Below are 18,331 nucleotides of genomic sequence, written 5' to 3' on the forward strand. Positions count from 1 at the left end.
GAAGGTAGCTCCATGAAAAAAACAAGATCTGCTCCGCTGTTGCTCTCCACGGGCCTTGCAAGCCTGCTGACCCTCTCTGCCGGTGTCGAGGCTTCCGAGCTCAACGTCATCGCGAGCGGTGCGTTGAAGGGGGCCATGGCCCAGCTGCAACCGGCGTACGAAAGGGCCAGTGGCACTACCCTCAACATCAGTTGGGGACCTTCGATGGGCGATTCTCCGGAGTCCATACCGCAGAGGATCAGGCACAAGGAGCCCATGGACCTGGCCATCATGGCCGGCGAAACCCTGGACCTGCTAGGCCCGACCGGTGTGTTCGACCTGTCGACGCGTCGCGAAATCGCCGACTCCCGAATCGGCGTCGGCGTGCCGAAGGGCCATCCACACGCGGATGTGTCGACGGTGTCAGCCTTGCGTACGGCGCTGCTGGGCGCTGACAGGATCGCCTATTCACAAGGCGCCAGTGGCGTCTACATCCGCACCGAGCTCTTCACGCGCCTGGGCATCGCCGATCAGGTCAGGCACAAGACCGTCGAGATCCAAGGCAAGGAGCTGGTGGGCACGGCGCTCGCCCGCGGCGAGGCGGACATCGGCATGCAGCAGATCAGCGAGCTGAAGGTGACGCCTGGCGTGGACTACCTGGGCCCGCTGCCCGACGAGTTGCAGAAGGTCAGCCGCTTCTTTGCCGCCGTGGCGAGCAACACGGACAACGCCGCTGCCGCGCGTGGGTTCATCGCCTACCTCAACAGTGCCGAAGCCCACACGCTGCTCGAGCAGAGCGGTCTCGAGCCGGCCTCCTCCTCCACTGCCCAAGGAAAACAATGATGAACACGCTCTCCCGCTTCATCGCCGGCGCGTCCATGACGCTGGCCGCATCCATCGTCCTCGCGAGCACGCCGACTGCAAAGGAGACGCTGCACCAGGAAATCGTGCGCTACGACAACGTGCAGATCGAGGTCAATGCCCAGGGCCAGGGCCCGATCATCGTGATGCTGCCCTCGCTGGGGCGCTCGGGGCGTGACTACGACCAGGTGGCGCATTACCTGCAGCAGGCAGGGTTCAGGGTCGTGCGCCCGGAGCCGCGTGGCATCGGCCAGAGCACAGGGCCGATGGAGCAACTGTCCGTCCATGACTTCGCCCGCGACATCGCCGCCGTGGTCGAGCATGAACGCCAGGGCCCGGTGGTCGTGGTCGGGCATGCATGGGGCAACTTCCCCGCCCGGCAGCTGGCGGCCGACAGGCCCGACCTGGTGCGCGGTGTCGTGCTCGCAGCGGCCTCTGCCGGGAAGGTCCCGCCTGGATCGACCGAAAAGCCCATCAACGCCGACATGCGCCAGGCCATCGATGGGGCCGGTGATCTGTCCCTTCCCGAAGAGCAGCGCCTGGTCTATCTGCGCAAGGCCTTCTTCGCCCCCGGCAACGACCCGCGGGTCTGGCTTGGCGGGTGGCACGAAGACACTCATGATGCCGAGTCCCACGCGCGCAACACCACCCCGGTCGATGACTATTTCGCCGCCGGCACGGCGCCGATCCTGGACTTGCAGGGTGAAGCCGATACGGTCGCCCCGCGTCGATTCTCGGGCGTGCTCAAAAGCATGCTGGGCGACCGTGTCCAGGTCGTAGTGCTGAAAAACGCCGGCCATGCGATGGCGCCCGAGCAGCCCAAGGCGATGGCCGAGGCCATCACGACGTTCGCTAAGGCTCGGTACGCGGCGAAATGATGGAAACCGGAGCGGACGCTATACGGCCTCCGCTCTGGTTCTGCACGTCCGAAAAAGCAGCCGCAGGCCCCTCGACTGCCTGGATAATCCTGTGGCCAAGCCTGCAAGGATTTGCAATGTCCTACCGTCTCTCCCTTCCCATGCCTGTTCTGTTGCAGTGGCTGTGTGTGGTGTGCTCCGCCGGCGCTGCCGGGCAGCTTCTCCATTACCTGCACGTGCCGGCAGGCTTGTTCCTCGGCCCCATGCTCGCGGGCATCGCCTGCGGACTGCTTGGCGTGGGCGTGCGTATTCCCCGGCAGGCTTTTCGCTTCGGGCAAGGCTGCGTAGGGCTTCTGGTGGCGCACGCCATGACCTGGCCAGTCGTTCGGATGCTTGTACAGGGTTGGTATCAGCTACTGGGCATCACCGCCCTGACACTGGCCATGAGCGTATTGGTAGGTCTGGGCGTCGTCCGGTTCAGCGGTTTGCCTAGAGCAACGGTAGTGTGGGGCACAGCGCCCGGTGCGGCCTCTGCGATGGTGGCCTTGTCCGAGGAGTACGGGGCTGATGCGCGTGTGGTGGCGACCATGCAATACCTCAGGGTTGTCTGCGTCGTGATGGTCGGAGCCGTCGTAAGTCACTTCCTGGGCGCGCATGCGCCTGCCTCGGGTGTTGCCACCCTGCCCCCGTTCGGGAGCCTGGCGGATGCAGCACTGAGTCTCGGCGTCATCGCGGTCGGCCTGGCAGCAGGCACGCGCTTGCCGGCTGGCGCACTGCTCGTACCGTTGCTGCTCGGGAGTGGGCTGCAGCTGTCAGGTGCCCTGACGATCGGTCTCCCACCTGCAGTCTTCAGCCTGGGCTATGGGTTGATCGGGTGTTATATCGGTCTCAGGTTCGACCGTCGAACCATCGCCCATGTCTGGCGACAGATGCCTGCAATGATCCTGAGTGTCATTGCGTTGATCGTGCTGTGTGCCGCCTGCGCCTGGTGCTTTGCGAACGTCATGGGTATCGATTTTCTATCGATGTACCTGGCCACGAGCCCGGGCGGTCTGGACGCGATGGCCATCCTCGCCGTGGAAACCCAGGCAGACACCGGTTTCGTGCTCGCCAGCCAGACGCTGCGGTTGTTTTCCGTGGTCTTGATCAGCATGGTCATGGCGCGCCGGACCTTGCGCGTCACGCCGGCAGTCGCCGGAAAGAAAACAGGTCGGTCGACGTCAAGGTCATCGGCCGACCCAGAGTGAACCGGCAGAATCAGGCCTGACTGAGTGGGCGGCCCTGCCGCGCACGGTGTCGCAGCAAGGTGCAGACGTGCATGTCTCGCTCCGGATGTTGCGTGGCCCAATGCTCGAGCGTCTCGCTTACCTGACGTAGCCCGATCTGGTCGGCATGGTAGAGAAGCCCGCCGCGGTAACGCGGGAACCCGTAGCCATGGATCCACACCAGATCGATGTCCCTTGGGTCATCGACAATGCCTTGTTCGAGCAGGTGAGCGGCTTCGTTGATCATCACGAACAGGCACCGTTGCACGATCTCCTCGTCCGAGATCGCGCGAGGCACCAGCCCTCTTGCGCGCCGGTGCTCGGCAAGCAGGTTCGCAACGAATGGATCGGGCGTCCCTTTGCGTTGATCCGCATCGTATCGGTAATAGCCAGCGCCGGACTTCTGGCCGAGACGACCCGCCTGGTGCAGCTGCTCGATCAGATCGCAGCGCAGCTCGGCCTGTCCGAGCTGCGCGCCCCGCCCTTTTCTGTTCAGCCAGGCGATGTCGACGCCTGCCAGGTCACGGAGCTCGAACGGACCGATAGGGAAACCGAAGTCGCGCAACGCCCGATCGACATCCTCGGGTGCGGCGCCTTCCTCGAGCAGAAACGTCGCTTCACGTTCGCGAACGGCCAACAACCGATTGCCGACGAAACCGTAGCAGTTGCCTACCGCGACTGCCGTCTTGCCCAACCTGCCGCCCAGTTGCAGCACGGTCGCCAGCACATCCGCTTGCACCTGGGCGGTCTTCACCACTTCGAGCAGCTTCATGATGTGGGCGGGACTGAAAAAATGCATGCCGATGACGTCGCCTGGACGTTCGGTGACGCCTGCGATCGCGTCGACATCGAGGTACGACGTGTTGGTGGCCAGAATCGCGCCGGGCTTGGCGAATCGATCGAGCTGGCGGAAAACGTCTTGCTTGACCGACAGATCTTCGAACACGGCTTCGATGATCAGGTCTGCCTGCGCCACCTGCTCAAGACGCGCTCCATACTGGATGAGGCTGGCCTGCTCGGCAGCCTGCGGCGCTGTAAGACGCGCCTTCTCCACGGCAGTGGCATGGTAGCGCTCGATCGTGCCACGCCCACGCTCCAGTGCTGCGGGCTGGGTGTCGATCAACAGCGTGCTGAGGCCTGCATTGGCCAGACACAAGGCAATGCCGCTGCCCATCGTGCCTGCACCGACCACGGCGACCGACGTCAGCACGCGGACCGGGGCTTGCGTGGTCAATGCGCGGCAGCGCGTCGCCAGGTCGCGTTCGGCGAAGAACACGTGCCTCAGAGCACGGGCTTGAGCGCTCTGGCGTCTCGAGACGAACAGCGCCCGTTCCAGCGCCATGCCTTCTTCGAAAGGCACTTGCCAAGCGGCCTGCAGTGCTTGGAGCGCAAGAGAGGGCGCTTCCTGTCCTGCGGCCTTGCGAAGCATCGCCTGAGCCCTTCGCTGAACAGCGTCGGCGTCGAAAGGCGCCACGTCCAGATCGCAAGACCGGGGCATGGGCTGCCCTGCCCCTTGCCTGGCGAATTCGAGGGCCGACTCGAGCAACGAGGCGCCCCCCACGCGGTCGATCAAGCCAACCTCCAGCGCGCGTTCGACACCGATCCGCTCACCGCCCACGACCAGCTCGAGCGCCACGTCCATACCGCACACGCGCGGCAGGCGCTGGGTGGCGCCAGCGCCTGGGGTCAGGCCCAGGCTGACCTCGGGCAGTCCGAACCGAGTACCGGGTGCCGCGAGCCGGTAGTGACAGGCCAGTGCAAGCTCGAGACCACCGCCCAGGACCGATCCATGCATCGCCGCAATGACGGGCTTGGGCGCGCGTTCGATCGTCGCCAGCACCTCAGGCAGGTGAGGCGTCTGCAACGGCAGGTCGAACTCCTTGATATCGGCACCGGCGACGAAGGTACGCCCTTCGCACAGGATGACGACTGCCTGGATGTCGGCATCATCGACTGCCTGCTCCAATCGCGCCAGCAACTGCTCGCGGACGTCGCGCGAGAGCGCATTGACTGGCGGGTTGTGGATGATGATCAGACCGACATCGCCTTCGCGTTCAAGCGCTACGAGAGGGTGCATGGTGACTCTCCTGGTGAATGACATGAATTACAGAAGCGAGAGTGGGTAGCTGACGATCACCCGTACATCATCGGCGCCCCGAGCGAAGTCGGACCGGTACGTGGCGCTGCGCAGTCGCATGCTCAGGCCCTTGAACGATCCGCTCTGCATCACATACTGCACCTCGACATCGAGCTCGCGCTCGCCCTCTCCCGCCGATCTCGGTACATCGGCATCACTGCCTTTGAGGTAGCGCGTCATGAAGGTCAGCCCAGGCAGTCCGACGCGCGCCAGATCGAGGTCATAGCGAGCTTGCCATGAGCGTTCGTCCTTCTCGGCGAAGTCACCCAGTTGTACGAAGTTCACCAGGTACGGGTCGGTGCCTTCGACGTAGGGAAACCCCGAGTTCCCCGACATCGTCTGGTAGCCGAGGCCGAACGAGTGGCTACCCAGCTTGTAGGTGCCCATGAGGCTGAGTGCCCGGTTGTCGAAGGACCCGCCGCGTGCTTGGCCTGTGTCGTCGGTATCGAAAAGGCGCACGTCACTGGTGAACGAACCCCATGCCCCCTTTCTTCGATCGGTCAGCCCGTAGAAGCGTTGGGTATAGACGTCCTCGAGCACGGCGTACTGCACCAGCAGGTCGGTCGCCTCACCGGCATGATAGGTCGCCCCCACCATGTTGAAATCGCCCCCGTCCAGCGGTCCGCTGAATCGACGGTTCTTGTTGTTCAGGGCCAGTCCCGTGGAGCCGGATCGGTCACGGTAAACCGTGTCCTGGATCTTCGCACCCGTCAGCTCCAGTGCTTTCCACGTCTTGACCTGAAGCTGCGCGCCGTCGAACGTCTGGGGTAGCAGACGGCCATTGTTGGACACCAGCGTCGGCCAGCGCGGGATCAATGTCCCGACCCTCAGTTCGCTGTCCGACACCTTCATCTTCAACGTGCCACCTGCTTTCGAGTAGTCGTCGGGCACGCCGCCATCGTCCTGGACCGGTAACAGGCCAGTGCCAGAGCGACCACGGCCTGAATCGAGCTTGACGCCCAGCATGCCGATCGCATCGAACCCGAGGCCTATGACGCCCGGCGTGTAGCCCGACTCATAGCGCAGGATGAAGCCCTGCCCCCATTCCTGTCGCTTGGATTGGCCCGGCCCATCACGTAAGTCCCGGCTCATGTAGAAATTTCGCAGCTCCATGGAGGCCTTGCTGTCCTCGAAAAAGCCTTCGGCACCTGCCAGTGGCAGGTAAACGGCCAAGCCAACCCCTGCCGCGCACAGCGACATTGTTTTTATTGTCATTGATGCATTTCCGAACAAAGGACCGTGCGCGGCAGTCGTCTCGTGCTGTCACGCCGGTCAGGCAGACGATCGCAGAGCGCCTCAGCGTACCTGCGTCAGGTAGTCCTTGGCCTCGCCGGGAATCTTCTCGTTCTGGATATCCCCCAGGAACTTGATGGCGCGGTTCACGTCCTCGTCGGTGAGATAGGGCGTCTGCGGGAAGGACTTGCGATTGTTCTCCCACGCGGCAGCGTAGACCGTGTCGTTGACACCCTCGAACCGACTGCGCACTGACTTCATGGCCTCCTTGGGCTGCTCGTTGATGAGTGTGGTCGCATCGCTCAGCGCAGCCAGAAACGCCTTGACCGTGTCCTGATGCTCGGTTGCCCATTGGCGACGCGCACTCAGGGCGATCGAGGGATAGCCGTCCAGCTCAGGCACCATCCCCTCGGACATGTCGAGCAAGGTGTAACCCTTGTGATCGAGCACGGCGCTATCGGACGCCGGCGACGACAAGGCGAAACCGTCGATTCTGTTCTGGGCGAACGCGGCCAGCATGGCAGCACCGTTGTTGAGATAGAGGAGCGTGAAGTCTTTCTCAGGGTCGAGCTTGGCCTGCTTGCCCAGGAAGCGCACCAGGAAGTCAGCGCTGCCCCCGGCACCGCTGACAGCCAGGCGCAACCTCTTGAAGGCGGCCAGACGTTGCTCGACGGTCGAATCGGTATTCAGACCAAGACGGGCAGCGAGGTCTTGGTGAATGACCACGTTACTGGCGTATTGACCGACCAGGCGCCCAAGCAAGGTGATGTCCGCGCCTTTCACCTTGGCGTTGATGGCGTTCTGGATGGCGCACGAGCAGAACTCGACCGAGCGGCTGGCAAGACCTGACGCGGCTGCACCTCCTCCCTTGAACTTCACCAATTCCACGTCCAGCCCGTGTTTCTTGAACATGCCGCTGTCCAGCGCGACGAACAGCGGCATGTGCACGAAGCCCTCGGTGCCGAGCGCGACCTTCACAGACTCGGCAGCCTGTACGGACAGACTGGCTGCGCCCATGACGAGGCTCAGCCCCAGTGCGGAAATCAAACCTTTGACAGACATGGCAAACACCTCTTTTTGTTGTTATGGGGATGGATTCAGACCGACAGCTCACGCTCGGCCTGATCCTTCTTCCAGGGCATCAGCGAGGCTTCGAGCTTGCGCACCGCAGCCTGAAGAATGAGCGCCAGGGCGATGATGGCGACCAGCGCCGCGAATACGCCTGCGGTGTCCAGCTGTCCTGCCGCGTCCTGTAGCAGATAGCCCAACCCCCTGTTCGCGGCCATGATTTCGCCAACGATTGCCCCGATCAGTGCATACGGCACCGACATCTTCAGGCCGGTGAAGACCCACTGGATGGCCGACGGGAACACGACCTTGGTGATCAGGTGATGCTCTTTGGCGCCCATCAAACGCAGGATTTCCAGCTGTTCGCGCTCCACGGCACGGACCCCGCTGTAGGTGTTGAGGAACACCAGGAAGAACACGATGGTGGCCGTCAAGATGATCTTCATCTCGATGCCGATACCGAACCACATGATGAACAACGGCGCGAGCGCGACCTTGGGCAGGCTGTAGATGGACACCAGGATAGGGTCGAGCAGTTTGGCCAGAAGCTCGTTACGGCCCAGGATCAGCCCTACCGAAATGCCTGCACAGGCACCCAGGAAGAAGCCTGCCAATGTTTCGACGACGGTGATCCAACCGTGGGAGAACAAGCGGCCGCTGGTGACCAGCTCGATGAAACGGCTACCGATTTCTAGCGGCGAACTGACGAAAAAGGGATCGATCAGCGGGCCCGAGGCGAACTGCCAGGACAGAAAGAGCACAGCGAAAATGGCGAGACGGCCGAGAAGGATGTTCATGTGCGTCACTCTCCAGAAGAAGGGGCTCAAGCGTCGTGGGAGGGGGTGATGAATTCCCAGAGATCGGCGCACAACGCGTGGTAGCGCGGATCCTTGCGTAGCTGGAGGATGTTGCGCTCGTCTCCTAGCGGGATCTCCACATCGCGAACGATGGTGCCTGGCCGGCCCGAGAAGATCAGGCAGCGGTCGCCCAGTGCGACGGCCTCGTCCAGGTCGTGGGTGACGAACAACACGGTTTTCTTGAGCTGGCGGCTGAGCTTGAACAACTCGGTCTGCATGCGCATGCGCAGCTGCGCATCGAGCGCCGCGAACGGTTCGTCCATCAGCAAGGTTTCAGGGTCGTAGGCGAGCAGGCGCGCCAGCGCGGCGCGCTTGCGCATGCCCCCGGACAGCTGACTGGGGTAGGCCTTTTCATGCCCTTCCAGGCCTACGAGAGACAACAGTTCCTGAATGCGCGCCTGACGCTTTGCCTTGGGAACGCCCTGGATTTCCAGAGGTACGGCAATGTTGCCGGTGACGTCACGCCACGGCAGCAGGTGATCGCTTTGCGTCATGTAGCCGGTACGGCCGTTGATACCCTGAACAGCCTGGCCTCGATACAGCACTTCACCGGTGGTCGGTGCGAACAGCCCGGCGACCATGTTCAGCAGCGTGGACTTGCCACAGCCCGACGGTCCGATGATGGTGACTACCTGACCTTGCTGGATGTCGACGTTGATGCTGTGTGAGGCTTGCTTGGCAATGCCCTTGACCGTAAACGACTTCGAGACGTCGTTGAACGAAATGACCGTCGGGACGGCGGTTCTGGCGTCGAGGGGTTCGAATGAGGTGGCACTTTTCAGCACGGCGTTCATGGTGATACTCCCGGCACGAAGGTGGCGTTGCGCTCAAAAAGCTTGAGCGGCGCGACTGAGGAGGTCGAGAGAGCGACACGCCGAGAAAGGGCGGTATAGAGCGTGTTCATAGCGACCTACTTATTTTTATGAGTCAGAAATGAAGCGTTCTTTGATTATGCAAGTGCAGCATACGAGGTCAAAGCAGCTGTTCCACTCAGTGGAACAGCCTATCCTTCATGCCATGATCGTCAGCCCATCGAGGGCAACCACACCGCGGCCTGCAGGACGAACGAGCAATGGGTTGATTTCCGCTTCCACCAATCGCTCGCCAAGCGTCAGGGCCATTTGTGAAAACGCCACGATGCATCGGGCCGCAGCGTCGACATCGGCTTTCGGCATCCCACGGAAACCCTGCAAGAGCGGATAGGTTTTCAGCTCACTCAGCATCTCCCGAGCCTGGTCTTCATCCACGGGAAGCAAACGCAGGGTCGTGTCCTTGAAGAGTTCTGCCGTCACGCCGCCCATGCCGAGCAATAACGCCGGGCCAAGCTGAGGGTCCCGATGGAAACCGAGGATCAACTCCTGCCCCCCTGTGACCATTTCCTGGACAAGGAACGACTCGGGGGTGAAACCGACATGACTGCCAACCTCGTCGCGCATCCGCTCCAGACGATCACCGATGGTGTCCGCGCTCAGGTGCAGGGCCACACCGCCCACTTCGCTCTTGTGCGCGATTCGTTCCGAGAGGACCTTCAGGACAACGGGGCCGCCGAGTGACCGTGCGGCCTGCACGGCCTCGTGGCCATTGCTCACCACGCATTCCCGCGTCACGGGGATGCCGAAGCCCGCATACAGACGCTTGCTGCGTTCCTCGTCGAGGGGACCACTGGGCAGTGCTTCGCCCGTCATGGGCACACTGGCCGGTGCCACCCCTGCCTCGCCTGTGGGGTTCATCCGGGCACGCATGACCAACGCCCGGAGCGCACTGGCGCAGCTTTCGGGCGCCGTGAAGGCCACACCACCCGCCCCGTTGATCCGCTGAGCCGCAGCCGGCGCATGTGGACTGATGTAGGCCAGCACGGGCTTGCCCGAATGGGCCAGGCTGTCACGGATGGCATCGGCCATCAGATGCGGTTGAGCGACGCCCGATGAGCCGACCACGCTGACCACGGCATCGTAATCATCGCTGTCGAGCAGGATGCCGATGGCACTGCGCATGACCTCAGGCTGCAAGCCCGCCAGCGTCAGGTCGATAGGGTTGCGGTCCAGCACGGCCTGATCACCGATGTCCAGGCTGCGCAGCCTTGCGGCGGTCTGCGGCCCAGGCTCGGGGGTCTGGAAGCCGCTCATGCCCAGGTTGTCGGCGATCAGCGTTCCGGCGCCTCCGGTCGAGGTGAGGATCGCGACACGCGTGCCCTGCATGGCGCGGCCGTTGGCCAACGCGAAAGGAATGTCGAGCAGATCCGCGAAGGTGTCCGCGCGGATCACACCCAGTTGCTTGAAATACGCGGAGTACAGGTCATCGGACCCTGCCAGTGCGCCCGTGTGTGAATTCGCGGCATGCGCGCCTGCCTCTGAACGCCCGACCTTGTAGACCACCACGGGTTTGCCTGCCTTGCGCGCCTTGCGGGCGGCTTGGCTGAATTTCTCGCTGTCGCGCAAGCCTTCGAGGTAGAGCGCGATGACCGAAGTGGCCGGATCATCGGCCAGATGGTCGACGAAGTCCGCGACATCGAGGTCCACTTCGTTGCTGGTGGAAATGAGCTTGGAGAAGCCAATGCCAGCCGCGACACCGCGCGAGAGCAGCGCACCCAGGATGCCGCCACTTTGCGAAACCACAGCGACGCGGCCGGCGAGCAATGCGTCCATGTCCAGTGCACCGCTTGCAGAGAGGGTCACACGGTCCGTGAGGTTGACCAGCCCGATGGTGTTCGGGCCGAGAATGCGCATCGAGCCTCGTGCTGCCTTGAGCGCCTCTTGGCGCTGAGCGCCTGCCTCGCCGGTTTCGCCGTAGCCACCGGCCAGGACGATCGCTGCGGGGCAGCCGCGTGCAGCCAGATCGGCGACCGCCTGGTTGGCCCGTTCTGGCCCCAATAGAATGATCGCGACATCCGGCACTTCCGGCAATGCAGCCACAGAGGGGTAGCAGCGGAGCCCGTCGATCTCTTCATACCGGGGGTTCACCGGGTACAGGCGCCCCTCGAAACCGTGCTTGCGAAGAAAGGCGATGGGACGGCCGGCGGTCTTTCGGGCATCGCCCGAGGCGCCGATGACGGCAACGCTGGCAGGGTTGAGCAGGCGTGTGATCGCGTCCATGATTCAGCTCCGCTCTGCCTTGCGCGCCAGGAAAGCCGCCACCGACGCCTGATGCTCGCTGGAGGTGTAGCAGATGCCCTGCGCCTGACTGCCCATGGCGAAGATCTGGCTCTGGGTCAGCTCGAACGTGTTGTTGAGGATCGACTTGCTCAACGCCAAGGCGGTGGCCGAACCGGCGGCGAGCTGTTGGGCCCAGTCCTGGGCGGCCGGCAGCAGGTTCTCGTGCGGGGCCACACGATCGATCATGCCGATCTGCTGGGCTTCGGACGGCGCCACGGTGCGGCCGCTGAAGATCAGCTCCTTGGCCTTGCTCAACCCGACACGACGCGGCAGGAAGTACAGGCCGCCTCCGTCGGGAATCAGGCCCCGGGCGATATAGCTCATGGCGAAGGAGGCGTTCTGCGAGGCGATGATGAAGTCGCAACTCAAGGCCATGTCGCACCCCAGCCCCGTTGCTGCACCGTTGACGGCGGCAATGGTGGGTTTGGGCAGGTTGTGGAGCAGCGATACCGCATGGTGAACGCGCTGCTGACGCTTCCACCCGTTGAAGGCCACCGACCCGGCCGGTGCGCTCATCCGGGCTTGCATGCCCTTGATGTCACCACCGGCGCAGAACCCTTTGCCGGCGCCTGTGACGATCAACGCCTTGATGCTGCTGTCCGCTGCGACCTGCTCGAGGTGCTCGATGAGCAAGCTGCGCATGTCATCGCTGATGGCATTGCGGGCCTCCGGGCGATTGAGCGTCAAGGTGGCGATACCGTCCGTCACGGTAAGGTCGATGGGAGTCGATGACTCAGGGGACGTCGTCATGCGGTGCCTCTCTTATTATTCGGTTGATTGGCCGCCCAGCGATGAGCCAAGCTGGATTCAATCTGACCGAGAGGCGTATCCATGACAACGCGACCGTTCCACCTGCTGGAACACAGCGAAGAGGCCCTGCCCTGTGCTGGTATTCCTGGGCAAGGCAAGGCGCCGCCGAACCGTTCGCTGGAACGTGGGCTGGACATCCTTCGCGCTTTCCGGCCGGGCAGTGAGCATCTGGCTAACGGGGATCTGAGCGAGATCACCGGGTTGTCCAAATCCACGGTAAGCCGGCTGACGCAGACCCTCGTCCGCTCAGGCTTTCTGGACTATGACGCTGTTTCGGGTGGTTACCGATTGGCGGCTTCGGTGTTGGGCATGGCGCACTCGATGTATCACGGCAGCGTCCTGCTTCAGGCCGCAACACCGCTGATGGCGCAGGTCGCACGAGACCATCAGGTGAACGTCGGCCTGGCCGCTGCAGACGGTGAAGAGATGGTTTATCTCGAGTCCGTGCGTTTCGGCCAGCGTAAATCCCCACGCAATGTGTTGACCGGCCAGCGGTTGCCCATGGACATGACCTCCCTGGGCAGGGCGTATCTGTCGACCCTGGAAGACACGCAACGACAACGCTTGATCACGTTGTTCACCTCCAGACGCTGTGCAGCCAGGGCCGAGCAACTGGGACGAGAAATAGAAGCGGCAGTCACCCAGGTGAAAGCCAAAGGCTATTGCGTCGCCTCGTGGCAGCCCGAGGTCATCGCCTTCGCGACGCCGCTCGATCACCCGGTGTACAGGACGCATGCACTGAATATCAGTCTGTCGACCACCGAGATGCCGGAGGAGATCGTCGAGCGGTACGCCCCGCTTCTCCTGAACCTTGTAGACGCCATTCGCCACTCGCTCGACCTGCCGGAAGTTCGCTGACGGTGCGGCCGTGAGTGCACCGCCTGGCCAAGGGAAACGCATGCCGTAGCGGTATGGCAAGTCATGGTTTAAAGGTCTTGGCGGCCCGTGTTCGCGCTGCCCTATGCTGCCGAACCCTCTCCTTACAACAATAAGGGTCACCCATGACTTCCTTGACCGCTCCAACTGCACAGGACACTGATCCTGTACACATACGCGCGTGTAAAAAAGCAGCGTTGCGCCTGGTGCCTTTGTTGGCACTGGCCTACTTCTTCAACTACCTGGACCGCACCAACGTCGGCTTCGCTTCCCTGACCATGAACGAGGACCTCGGGCTGACGGCCTCGCAGTTCGGCTTTGCGGCCGGCATCTTCTATGTGGGCTACTGCCTGTTCGAAGTGCCAAGCAACCTGGCGCTCTACAGGTTCGGCGCCCGGCGCTGGCTTGCCAGGATCATGATCACCTGGGGCCTGTTCGCGGCCGCCACTTCGCTGGCGCAAGGGCCCACCAGCTATGCGGTCATCCGCCTGCTCGCGGGCATTGCCGAGGCTGGGTTCTTCCCCGGCGTGATCTTCTTCCTGTCGCTGTGGTTCCCTGCTCACTACCGCACCAAGGTGATGGCATGGTTCCTGTTCGCCATTCCGCTGTCGTCCGTGCTCGGCGGCCCGCTGTCGGCCGCCATGCTGCAGATGGATGGCATCTGGGGCTTTGCAGGCTGGCAGTGGCTGCTGGTCCTCCAGGGGCTTCCAGCCTGCTTGCTGGGGCTATTGTGCCTGCACATGCTGGCCGACAAACCGGCCGATGCCGGCTGGCTGACCCAGGAAGAGAAAACCGCGTTGCAGACGGTTCTGGATGCTGAGCAGGCCTCCAAAAGCGCGCACAGCTTCCGTCAGTCGCTCACAGACCCGCGGGTCTGGCTGCTGGCTGCCATCCTGTTCAGCTACATCATCGGTATCCTGGGCATCGGTGTATGGCTTCCTCAGATCCTGAAGAGTCACCACCTGACGACGACACAGATCGGCTGGATTTCTGCCGCACCCTATGTCATCGCCAGTGTGGCCATGCTGGTGTGGGCCAAGGTACTGGCGCGTAAAAGGCGCTACATCCTTCATTTGGCGCTCACCTGTGCAACCGGGGCTGCCGGCTTCATCTTCTCGGTGGTCTACAGCGATCTGCTCCCGGCACTGTTCGGGCTGACGATCGCCCTCATCGGCCTGTGCTCCGTACGCACCTGCTTCTACAGCATTCCCTCGACCTTCCTGAGCAAGCAAGCCGCCGCAGGCGGTATTGCATTCATCAATGCCACGGGCAGCCTGGGAGGCTTGGTCGGCCCTTACGCGGTCGGCTGGCTCAAGGACGCCACGGGCTCGTTCAATGCCGGCCTGATCGGCATGGCGTCCATGCTCTGCCTGGCCACGGCGCTGACCGTCGTCCTGGGGTTCATGGTCAAGGCGCACGCCAGGCGGGGCTAGCAGCGCCAGGACGATGCACCACGATGTGGTTCTGGAGCGTGCAGCAGGCGGATTGACGGGCTGTGTGTCCCAATTGCGTCGGATGGGCCAGATGACCGTCTGCAAGGAAGGCGTTCGTGCCTTCGTTGCAGACCAGGCCGAATGGAGGGGATGTCGCTCATCGTCAAGCCTGCCGTATTGACATATCTCGATATGCGGAATAGGCTGCGCACCCTTCATCTGACGCGGCGCCAAGGTGTCAGCCATCACATCTAGAAATCTAGATATCTGGAATCGAAATGAACGTCTCACCTCTGTTCGACCGCGTGCAACTGGGCACCCATACCCTGAAGAACCGTATCGTCCTGCCGCCCCTCACCCGCTCGCGCAGCACCCAGCCTGGCAACCTCCCCAACGACCTGATGGCCACCTACTATGCCCAGCGCACCGGCGCCGGCTTCATGGTCACCGAAGGCACGCAGATCGAACCGCGCGGCCAGGGCTATGCCTGGACGCCTGGCATCCACAGCCCACAACAGATCGAAGGCTGGCGCACCGTCACCGACGCCGTGCATGCCGAGGGCGGGGTCATCTTCGCCCAGCTGTGGCACGTTGGCCGGGTCTCCCACACCTCGCTGCAGCCCGGTGGCCAGGCGCCAGTCGCGCCGTCTGCCCTCCCCGCAACGGCCGTGAAGGTGTTCATCGAGACCGGGCCGGGCACCGGTGAGCTGGCCGAACCGTCGCTGCCACGGGCGCTGTCCACGGCCGAGGTCAAGGACATCGTGCAGCTGTATGCGCAGGCGGCCCGCAACGCGCTGGCAGCCGGGTTCGACGGGGTGGAGATCCACTGCGCCAACGGCTACCTGGTCAACCAGTTCATCTCGGCGCACAGCAACCAGCGCACCGACGAGTATGGCGGCTCTCTGGCCAATCGCCTGCGCTTTCTGCAGGAGGTGACCGAAGCGGTGGCCGAGGTGGCCGGTCGCGAGCGCGTCGGGGTGCGTTTCGCGCCTCTGTTCGACTCGACCGATGAAGAGCGCGTCTACCTGGGGCTGGTGGAGGACGACCCCCATGACACCTACCTGGAAGCGGTCAAGGTGCTCGAACGGATCGGTATCGCTTACCTGTCGCTGGCCGAAGCCGACTGGGACGATGCGCCGGAGCTGCCGGACGATTTTCGTCGCGACGTGCGCCAGGCCTTCAGTGGCTGCATCCTCTATGCCGGTGGCTACACCGTCGAGCGGGGGCTGCGCGTGGTCGAGGCCGGATGGGGTGACCTGATCGCCTTTGGCCGGCCATTCATCGCCAACCCGGACCTGCCCGCGCGCATCGCTCACCAGTGGCCACTCAACGCGCTGGACGCCAGCACGATGTACGGCGGCACCGAGGTGGGCTACACCGACTACCCCCGTCATCCCGCCTGACCCTCAAGCGCCGCGCCTGGCCCCGCCGGCGCAGCCGGCCTGCCGAGGGCTGGGAGCGGCCCCCGGAAATGGCGTACTATCGCGCAAACCCGTTTTGGCCATGACCATGAGCATCGACGTCAGCGAAGCGCTGAAAGCCCTCGACAACCCCACCCGCCTGGCCATCCTCACCTGGCTCAAGGATCCCCGAACCCACTTCCCCCAGCAGGCCGTGGACCCGGAGCAGGTCGGTGTGTGCGTGAGCATCATCCAGGAACGCGCGGGGCTGTCGCAGTCGACGGTCTCGCTCTACCTGACGTCGCTGCAACGCGCCCAACTGGTCACCTCGCAACGCATAGGGCCCTGGACCTACTACAAGCGGCACGAGGCGAACATCGCCCGCTTCCTGGAACAGTTGCAGACGATGCTCTGACGAGCGCCCTACTCCTGGGTGGGTCGGTACACGCTGACCGCCTTCGCATCCACGGCCTTGGGCAGCAAGCCTTCGTTCAGGAAGGCATCGGCGATCCGCTGCTGCTCCGCCAGGTTCTCCACGGTCACCGGCTGTACGTCGTAACTGCGCCGGGCATTGGCCTGCCGCACCGTGGCGCTGTCCAGGTTGCCCCACAGCGGCCCGAGAATCCGCGCCGCCGCCGCCGGGTTGGCCTTGGTCCAGGTACCCACCTCACGCAGCGCCTCGTACACCTGCTGGACGACCTCAGGGTGCGCCGTGGCGTAGTCGCTGCGGGCCAGGTAATAGCGTTGGTAGCTGGCCAGCGCGCGACCGTCGGCCAGGATCCGCGCGTGCTGCTGGCGCTGGGCGCTGGCCACGTAAGGGTCCCAGGTCACCCAGGCATCGACCTTGTGGTTCTCGAAGGCTGCGCGGCCGTCGGCCGGGATCAGGTACGCCGGGGTGATGTCCTTGAAGGTCAGGCCGGCCTGGGCCAGGGCCTGGATCAACAGATAGTGGCTGCCGGCCGCCTTGGTCACCGCCACGCGCTTGCCCTTGAGGTCGGCCAGCGTCCTGAGTGGCGAGTCGGCCGGCACCAGGATCGCCTGGGCCGTCGGCGAGGGCGTCTCCCGGGCGAAATAGGTCAGCTGTGCACCGGCGGCCTGGGTGAACACCGGCACGGTGTCGGCCACGTCCGCCGACAGGTCGACGTTGCCCAGGTTCAGCGCTTCCAGCAACGGCAGCCCGCTGGGGAACTCGTGCCAGGAGACGCGGATGCCCTCGGCGTTCAGGCGCTGTTCGAGGCTGCCGCGGGCCTTGAGCAGGGTCAGCAGGGTGGAGGATTTCTGATAGCCGATGCGCACGGTCTGTTCGGCGCTGGCCAGGGCTGGCAGGCAGGCACCGATCAGCAGCGCCAGGCCGAGCTGGCGTAAAGGGGTGAGGGTCATGGGCGGGTCTCCAGGGTCAGGGCTGCGCGGCCAGCTGCGGATCGTGGGGCACCACAAAGCCGCTGGCGAAGGTCGGCGTCACGTCGAGGCGGGCGTTCATCAGGCCGTGCGCGTGATAGAAATCGGCCGTGGCCTGCTGCACGGCCACGGTCTGCGGGTCGATCGCCTGCCAGCGCAGGTGGCGCCGTTCGAACTGCAGGCGCGCAGCGTCCTCGGGGAAGCCGATGATCGCGGCCAAGGTCTTCGAGTAGCTGTCCAGGTGCTGGTTGGCCCAGACCTGGGCGCCTGCCAGACGCGTGAGGTAATCCTGCAGGGCCGCGCGCCGTGGGGCATCGCCCAGGGCCTCGTCGGTCGCGGCCAGGAAGCTGTTGCCGCTGGACAGCCCACGCCCATTGACCAGCACCCTCCCCTGGCCGCTCAGTTCGGCCAGCGCGGTGTAGGGCTCCCAGGTCGCCCAGGCGTCCACCGAACCGTTGGCCAGCGCGATCTTGGCATCCACCGGCCCCAGGAAGCGCAGCGCCACGTCCTGCTCGCTCAAGCCGGCCTGGTCGAGGGCCTTGAGCGCCAGGTGATGGCCGATCGAGCCGCGACCGGTGGCGATGCGCTTGCCCTTGAGGTCGGCCGCGCTGTGCAGCGGTGCATCGGGGCGAACCAGCACGGCCGTGCCATAGGGGTCGGAGGTGTCCACGGCAATGGCCTTGACCGGCGCGCCCGACGCCAGCACGAACAGCAGCGGCGCATCACCGATGATGCCGGCGTCGAGGGCACCGGCATTGAGCGCTTCGGCCAAGGGCGCTGCGGCGGGGAACTCGGCCCAGCGGATGTCGTAAGGCAGGTCGCGCAAGGCGTCGGCCGCTTCCAGCTGGGCGCGCATGTTGCCCTTCTGGTCGCCGATGCGCAGGGTCAGGCGCTCGGCAGCGCCGGCCTGGCTGGCCAGCAGCAGGGCCGCTGCCAGGGTGAGCAGCTTCGATCGGATGGGCATGGGGTTCCTCGGTATCTGGGCAGGCTGCGTCGTGCAGCCCT

Annotated in this window: 16 protein-coding genes; 7 read left to right on the forward strand and 9 right to left on the reverse strand. The window is 64.1% G+C overall.

What is annotated here, in order from left to right; genetic code table 11:
- The first annotated feature begins 12 nt into the window (after positions 1–12).
- From G7Z99_RS11000 to G7Z99_RS11010, 3 genes are all read left to right on the forward strand, one after another.
- A complete protein-coding gene (locus tag G7Z99_RS11000; RefSeq protein WP_181093732.1) occupies positions 13–822 on the forward strand; it encodes a molybdate ABC transporter substrate-binding protein in 810 nt (269 codons plus the stop codon).
- Entirely contained in the window at positions 822–1,718 is an 897-nt protein-coding gene (locus G7Z99_RS11005; protein ID WP_181093733.1) for an alpha/beta fold hydrolase, read from the forward strand. Before G7Z99_RS11000 ends, G7Z99_RS11005 begins: the two co-directional genes overlap by 1 nt.
- 116 nt (positions 1,719–1,834) lie before the next feature.
- Positions 1,835–2,944, forward strand: coding sequence for an AbrB family transcriptional regulator (locus G7Z99_RS11010; protein ID WP_181093734.1), 1,110 nt, complete (start codon positions 1,835–1,837; stop codon positions 2,942–2,944).
- A gap of 10 nt (positions 2,945–2,954) precedes the next feature.
- Here the strand turns inward: G7Z99_RS11010 and G7Z99_RS11015 are convergent, their stop codons facing one another.
- The 7 genes from G7Z99_RS11015 to G7Z99_RS11045 all read right to left on the reverse strand — a co-directional run bounded on the left by G7Z99_RS11015 (position 2,955) and on the right by G7Z99_RS11045 (position 12,159).
- Positions 2,955–5,063, reverse strand: a complete 2,109-nt coding sequence (locus G7Z99_RS11015) for a 3-hydroxyacyl-CoA dehydrogenase NAD-binding domain-containing protein (RefSeq protein WP_308812290.1) — start codon at positions 5,061–5,063, stop codon at positions 2,955–2,957.
- 3 nt (positions 5,064–5,066) lie between these two features.
- A complete protein-coding gene (locus G7Z99_RS11020) occupies positions 5,067–6,314 on the reverse strand; it encodes an OprD family porin (protein WP_181093854.1) in 1,248 nt (415 codons plus the stop codon).
- Positions 6,315–6,395: 81 nt separating this feature from the next.
- Positions 6,396–7,394 carry an ABC transporter substrate-binding protein gene (locus G7Z99_RS11025; protein WP_181093736.1) on the reverse strand — a complete coding sequence of 333 codons (999 nt, stop codon included), beginning with the start codon at positions 7,392–7,394 and terminating at the stop codon, positions 6,396–6,398.
- Positions 7,395–7,429: 35 nt separating this feature from the next.
- Positions 7,430–8,197 carry an ABC transporter permease gene (locus G7Z99_RS11030; protein WP_181093737.1) on the reverse strand — a complete coding sequence of 256 codons (768 nt, stop codon included), beginning with the start codon at positions 8,195–8,197 and terminating at the stop codon, positions 7,430–7,432.
- Positions 8,198–8,223: 26 nt separating this feature from the next.
- A complete protein-coding gene (locus G7Z99_RS11035) occupies positions 8,224–9,051 on the reverse strand; it encodes an ABC transporter ATP-binding protein (protein ID WP_181093738.1) in 828 nt (275 codons plus the stop codon).
- 216 nt (positions 9,052–9,267) lie between these two features.
- Positions 9,268–11,349 carry an acetate--CoA ligase family protein gene (locus G7Z99_RS11040; protein WP_181093739.1) on the reverse strand — a complete coding sequence of 694 codons (2,082 nt, stop codon included), beginning with the start codon at positions 11,347–11,349 and terminating at the stop codon, positions 9,268–9,270.
- Positions 11,350–11,352: 3 nt separating this feature from the next.
- The gene (locus tag G7Z99_RS11045) at positions 11,353–12,159 is read right to left on the reverse strand and encodes an enoyl-CoA hydratase/isomerase family protein (protein ID WP_181093740.1); all 807 of its coding nucleotides are present in this window, start codon (positions 12,157–12,159) and stop codon (positions 11,353–11,355) included.
- Between the two features lie 81 nt (positions 12,160–12,240).
- Here G7Z99_RS11045 and G7Z99_RS11050 point away from each other — a divergent pair, with 81 nt between their 5' ends.
- The 4 genes from G7Z99_RS11050 (at position 12,241) to G7Z99_RS11065 (ending at position 16,343) form a co-directional block, all read left to right on the forward strand.
- Positions 12,241–13,077: an IclR family transcriptional regulator gene (locus G7Z99_RS11050; protein WP_181093741.1), complete on the forward strand. Its 837-nt coding sequence runs from the start codon at positions 12,241–12,243 to the stop codon at positions 13,075–13,077.
- A 224-nt stretch (positions 13,078–13,301) separates the two neighbouring features.
- Complete coding sequence (locus G7Z99_RS11055) at positions 13,302–14,528, forward strand: MFS transporter (RefSeq protein WP_308812292.1); 1,227 nt, start codon at positions 13,302–13,304, stop codon at positions 14,526–14,528.
- Positions 14,529–14,806: 278 nt separating this feature from the next.
- A complete protein-coding gene (locus G7Z99_RS11060; RefSeq protein ID WP_181093743.1) occupies positions 14,807–15,931 on the forward strand; it encodes an alkene reductase in 1,125 nt (374 codons plus the stop codon).
- Positions 15,932–16,037: 106 nt separating this feature from the next.
- Complete coding sequence (locus G7Z99_RS11065; protein WP_181093744.1) at positions 16,038–16,343, forward strand: ArsR/SmtB family transcription factor; 306 nt, start codon at positions 16,038–16,040, stop codon at positions 16,341–16,343.
- Between the two features lie 8 nt (positions 16,344–16,351).
- Here G7Z99_RS11065 and G7Z99_RS11070 read toward each other — a convergent pair whose 3' ends face one another.
- Together G7Z99_RS11070 and G7Z99_RS11075 are read right to left on the reverse strand one after the other, a co-directional pair.
- Positions 16,352–17,308: an aliphatic sulfonate ABC transporter substrate-binding protein gene (locus G7Z99_RS11070; protein WP_181093745.1), complete on the reverse strand. Its 957-nt coding sequence runs from the start codon at positions 17,306–17,308 to the stop codon at positions 16,352–16,354.
- 16 nt (positions 17,309–17,324) lie between these two features.
- Entirely contained in the window at positions 17,325–18,290 is a 966-nt protein-coding gene (locus G7Z99_RS11075) for an ABC transporter substrate-binding protein (RefSeq protein ID WP_181093746.1), read from the reverse strand.
- Between the last annotated feature and the right edge of the window lie 41 nt (positions 18,291–18,331).

It is taken from the genome of Pseudomonas entomophila (genome assembly GCF_013523165.1).
Lineage (GTDB): Bacteria > Pseudomonadota > Gammaproteobacteria > Pseudomonadales > Pseudomonadaceae > Aquipseudomonas > Aquipseudomonas entomophila_A.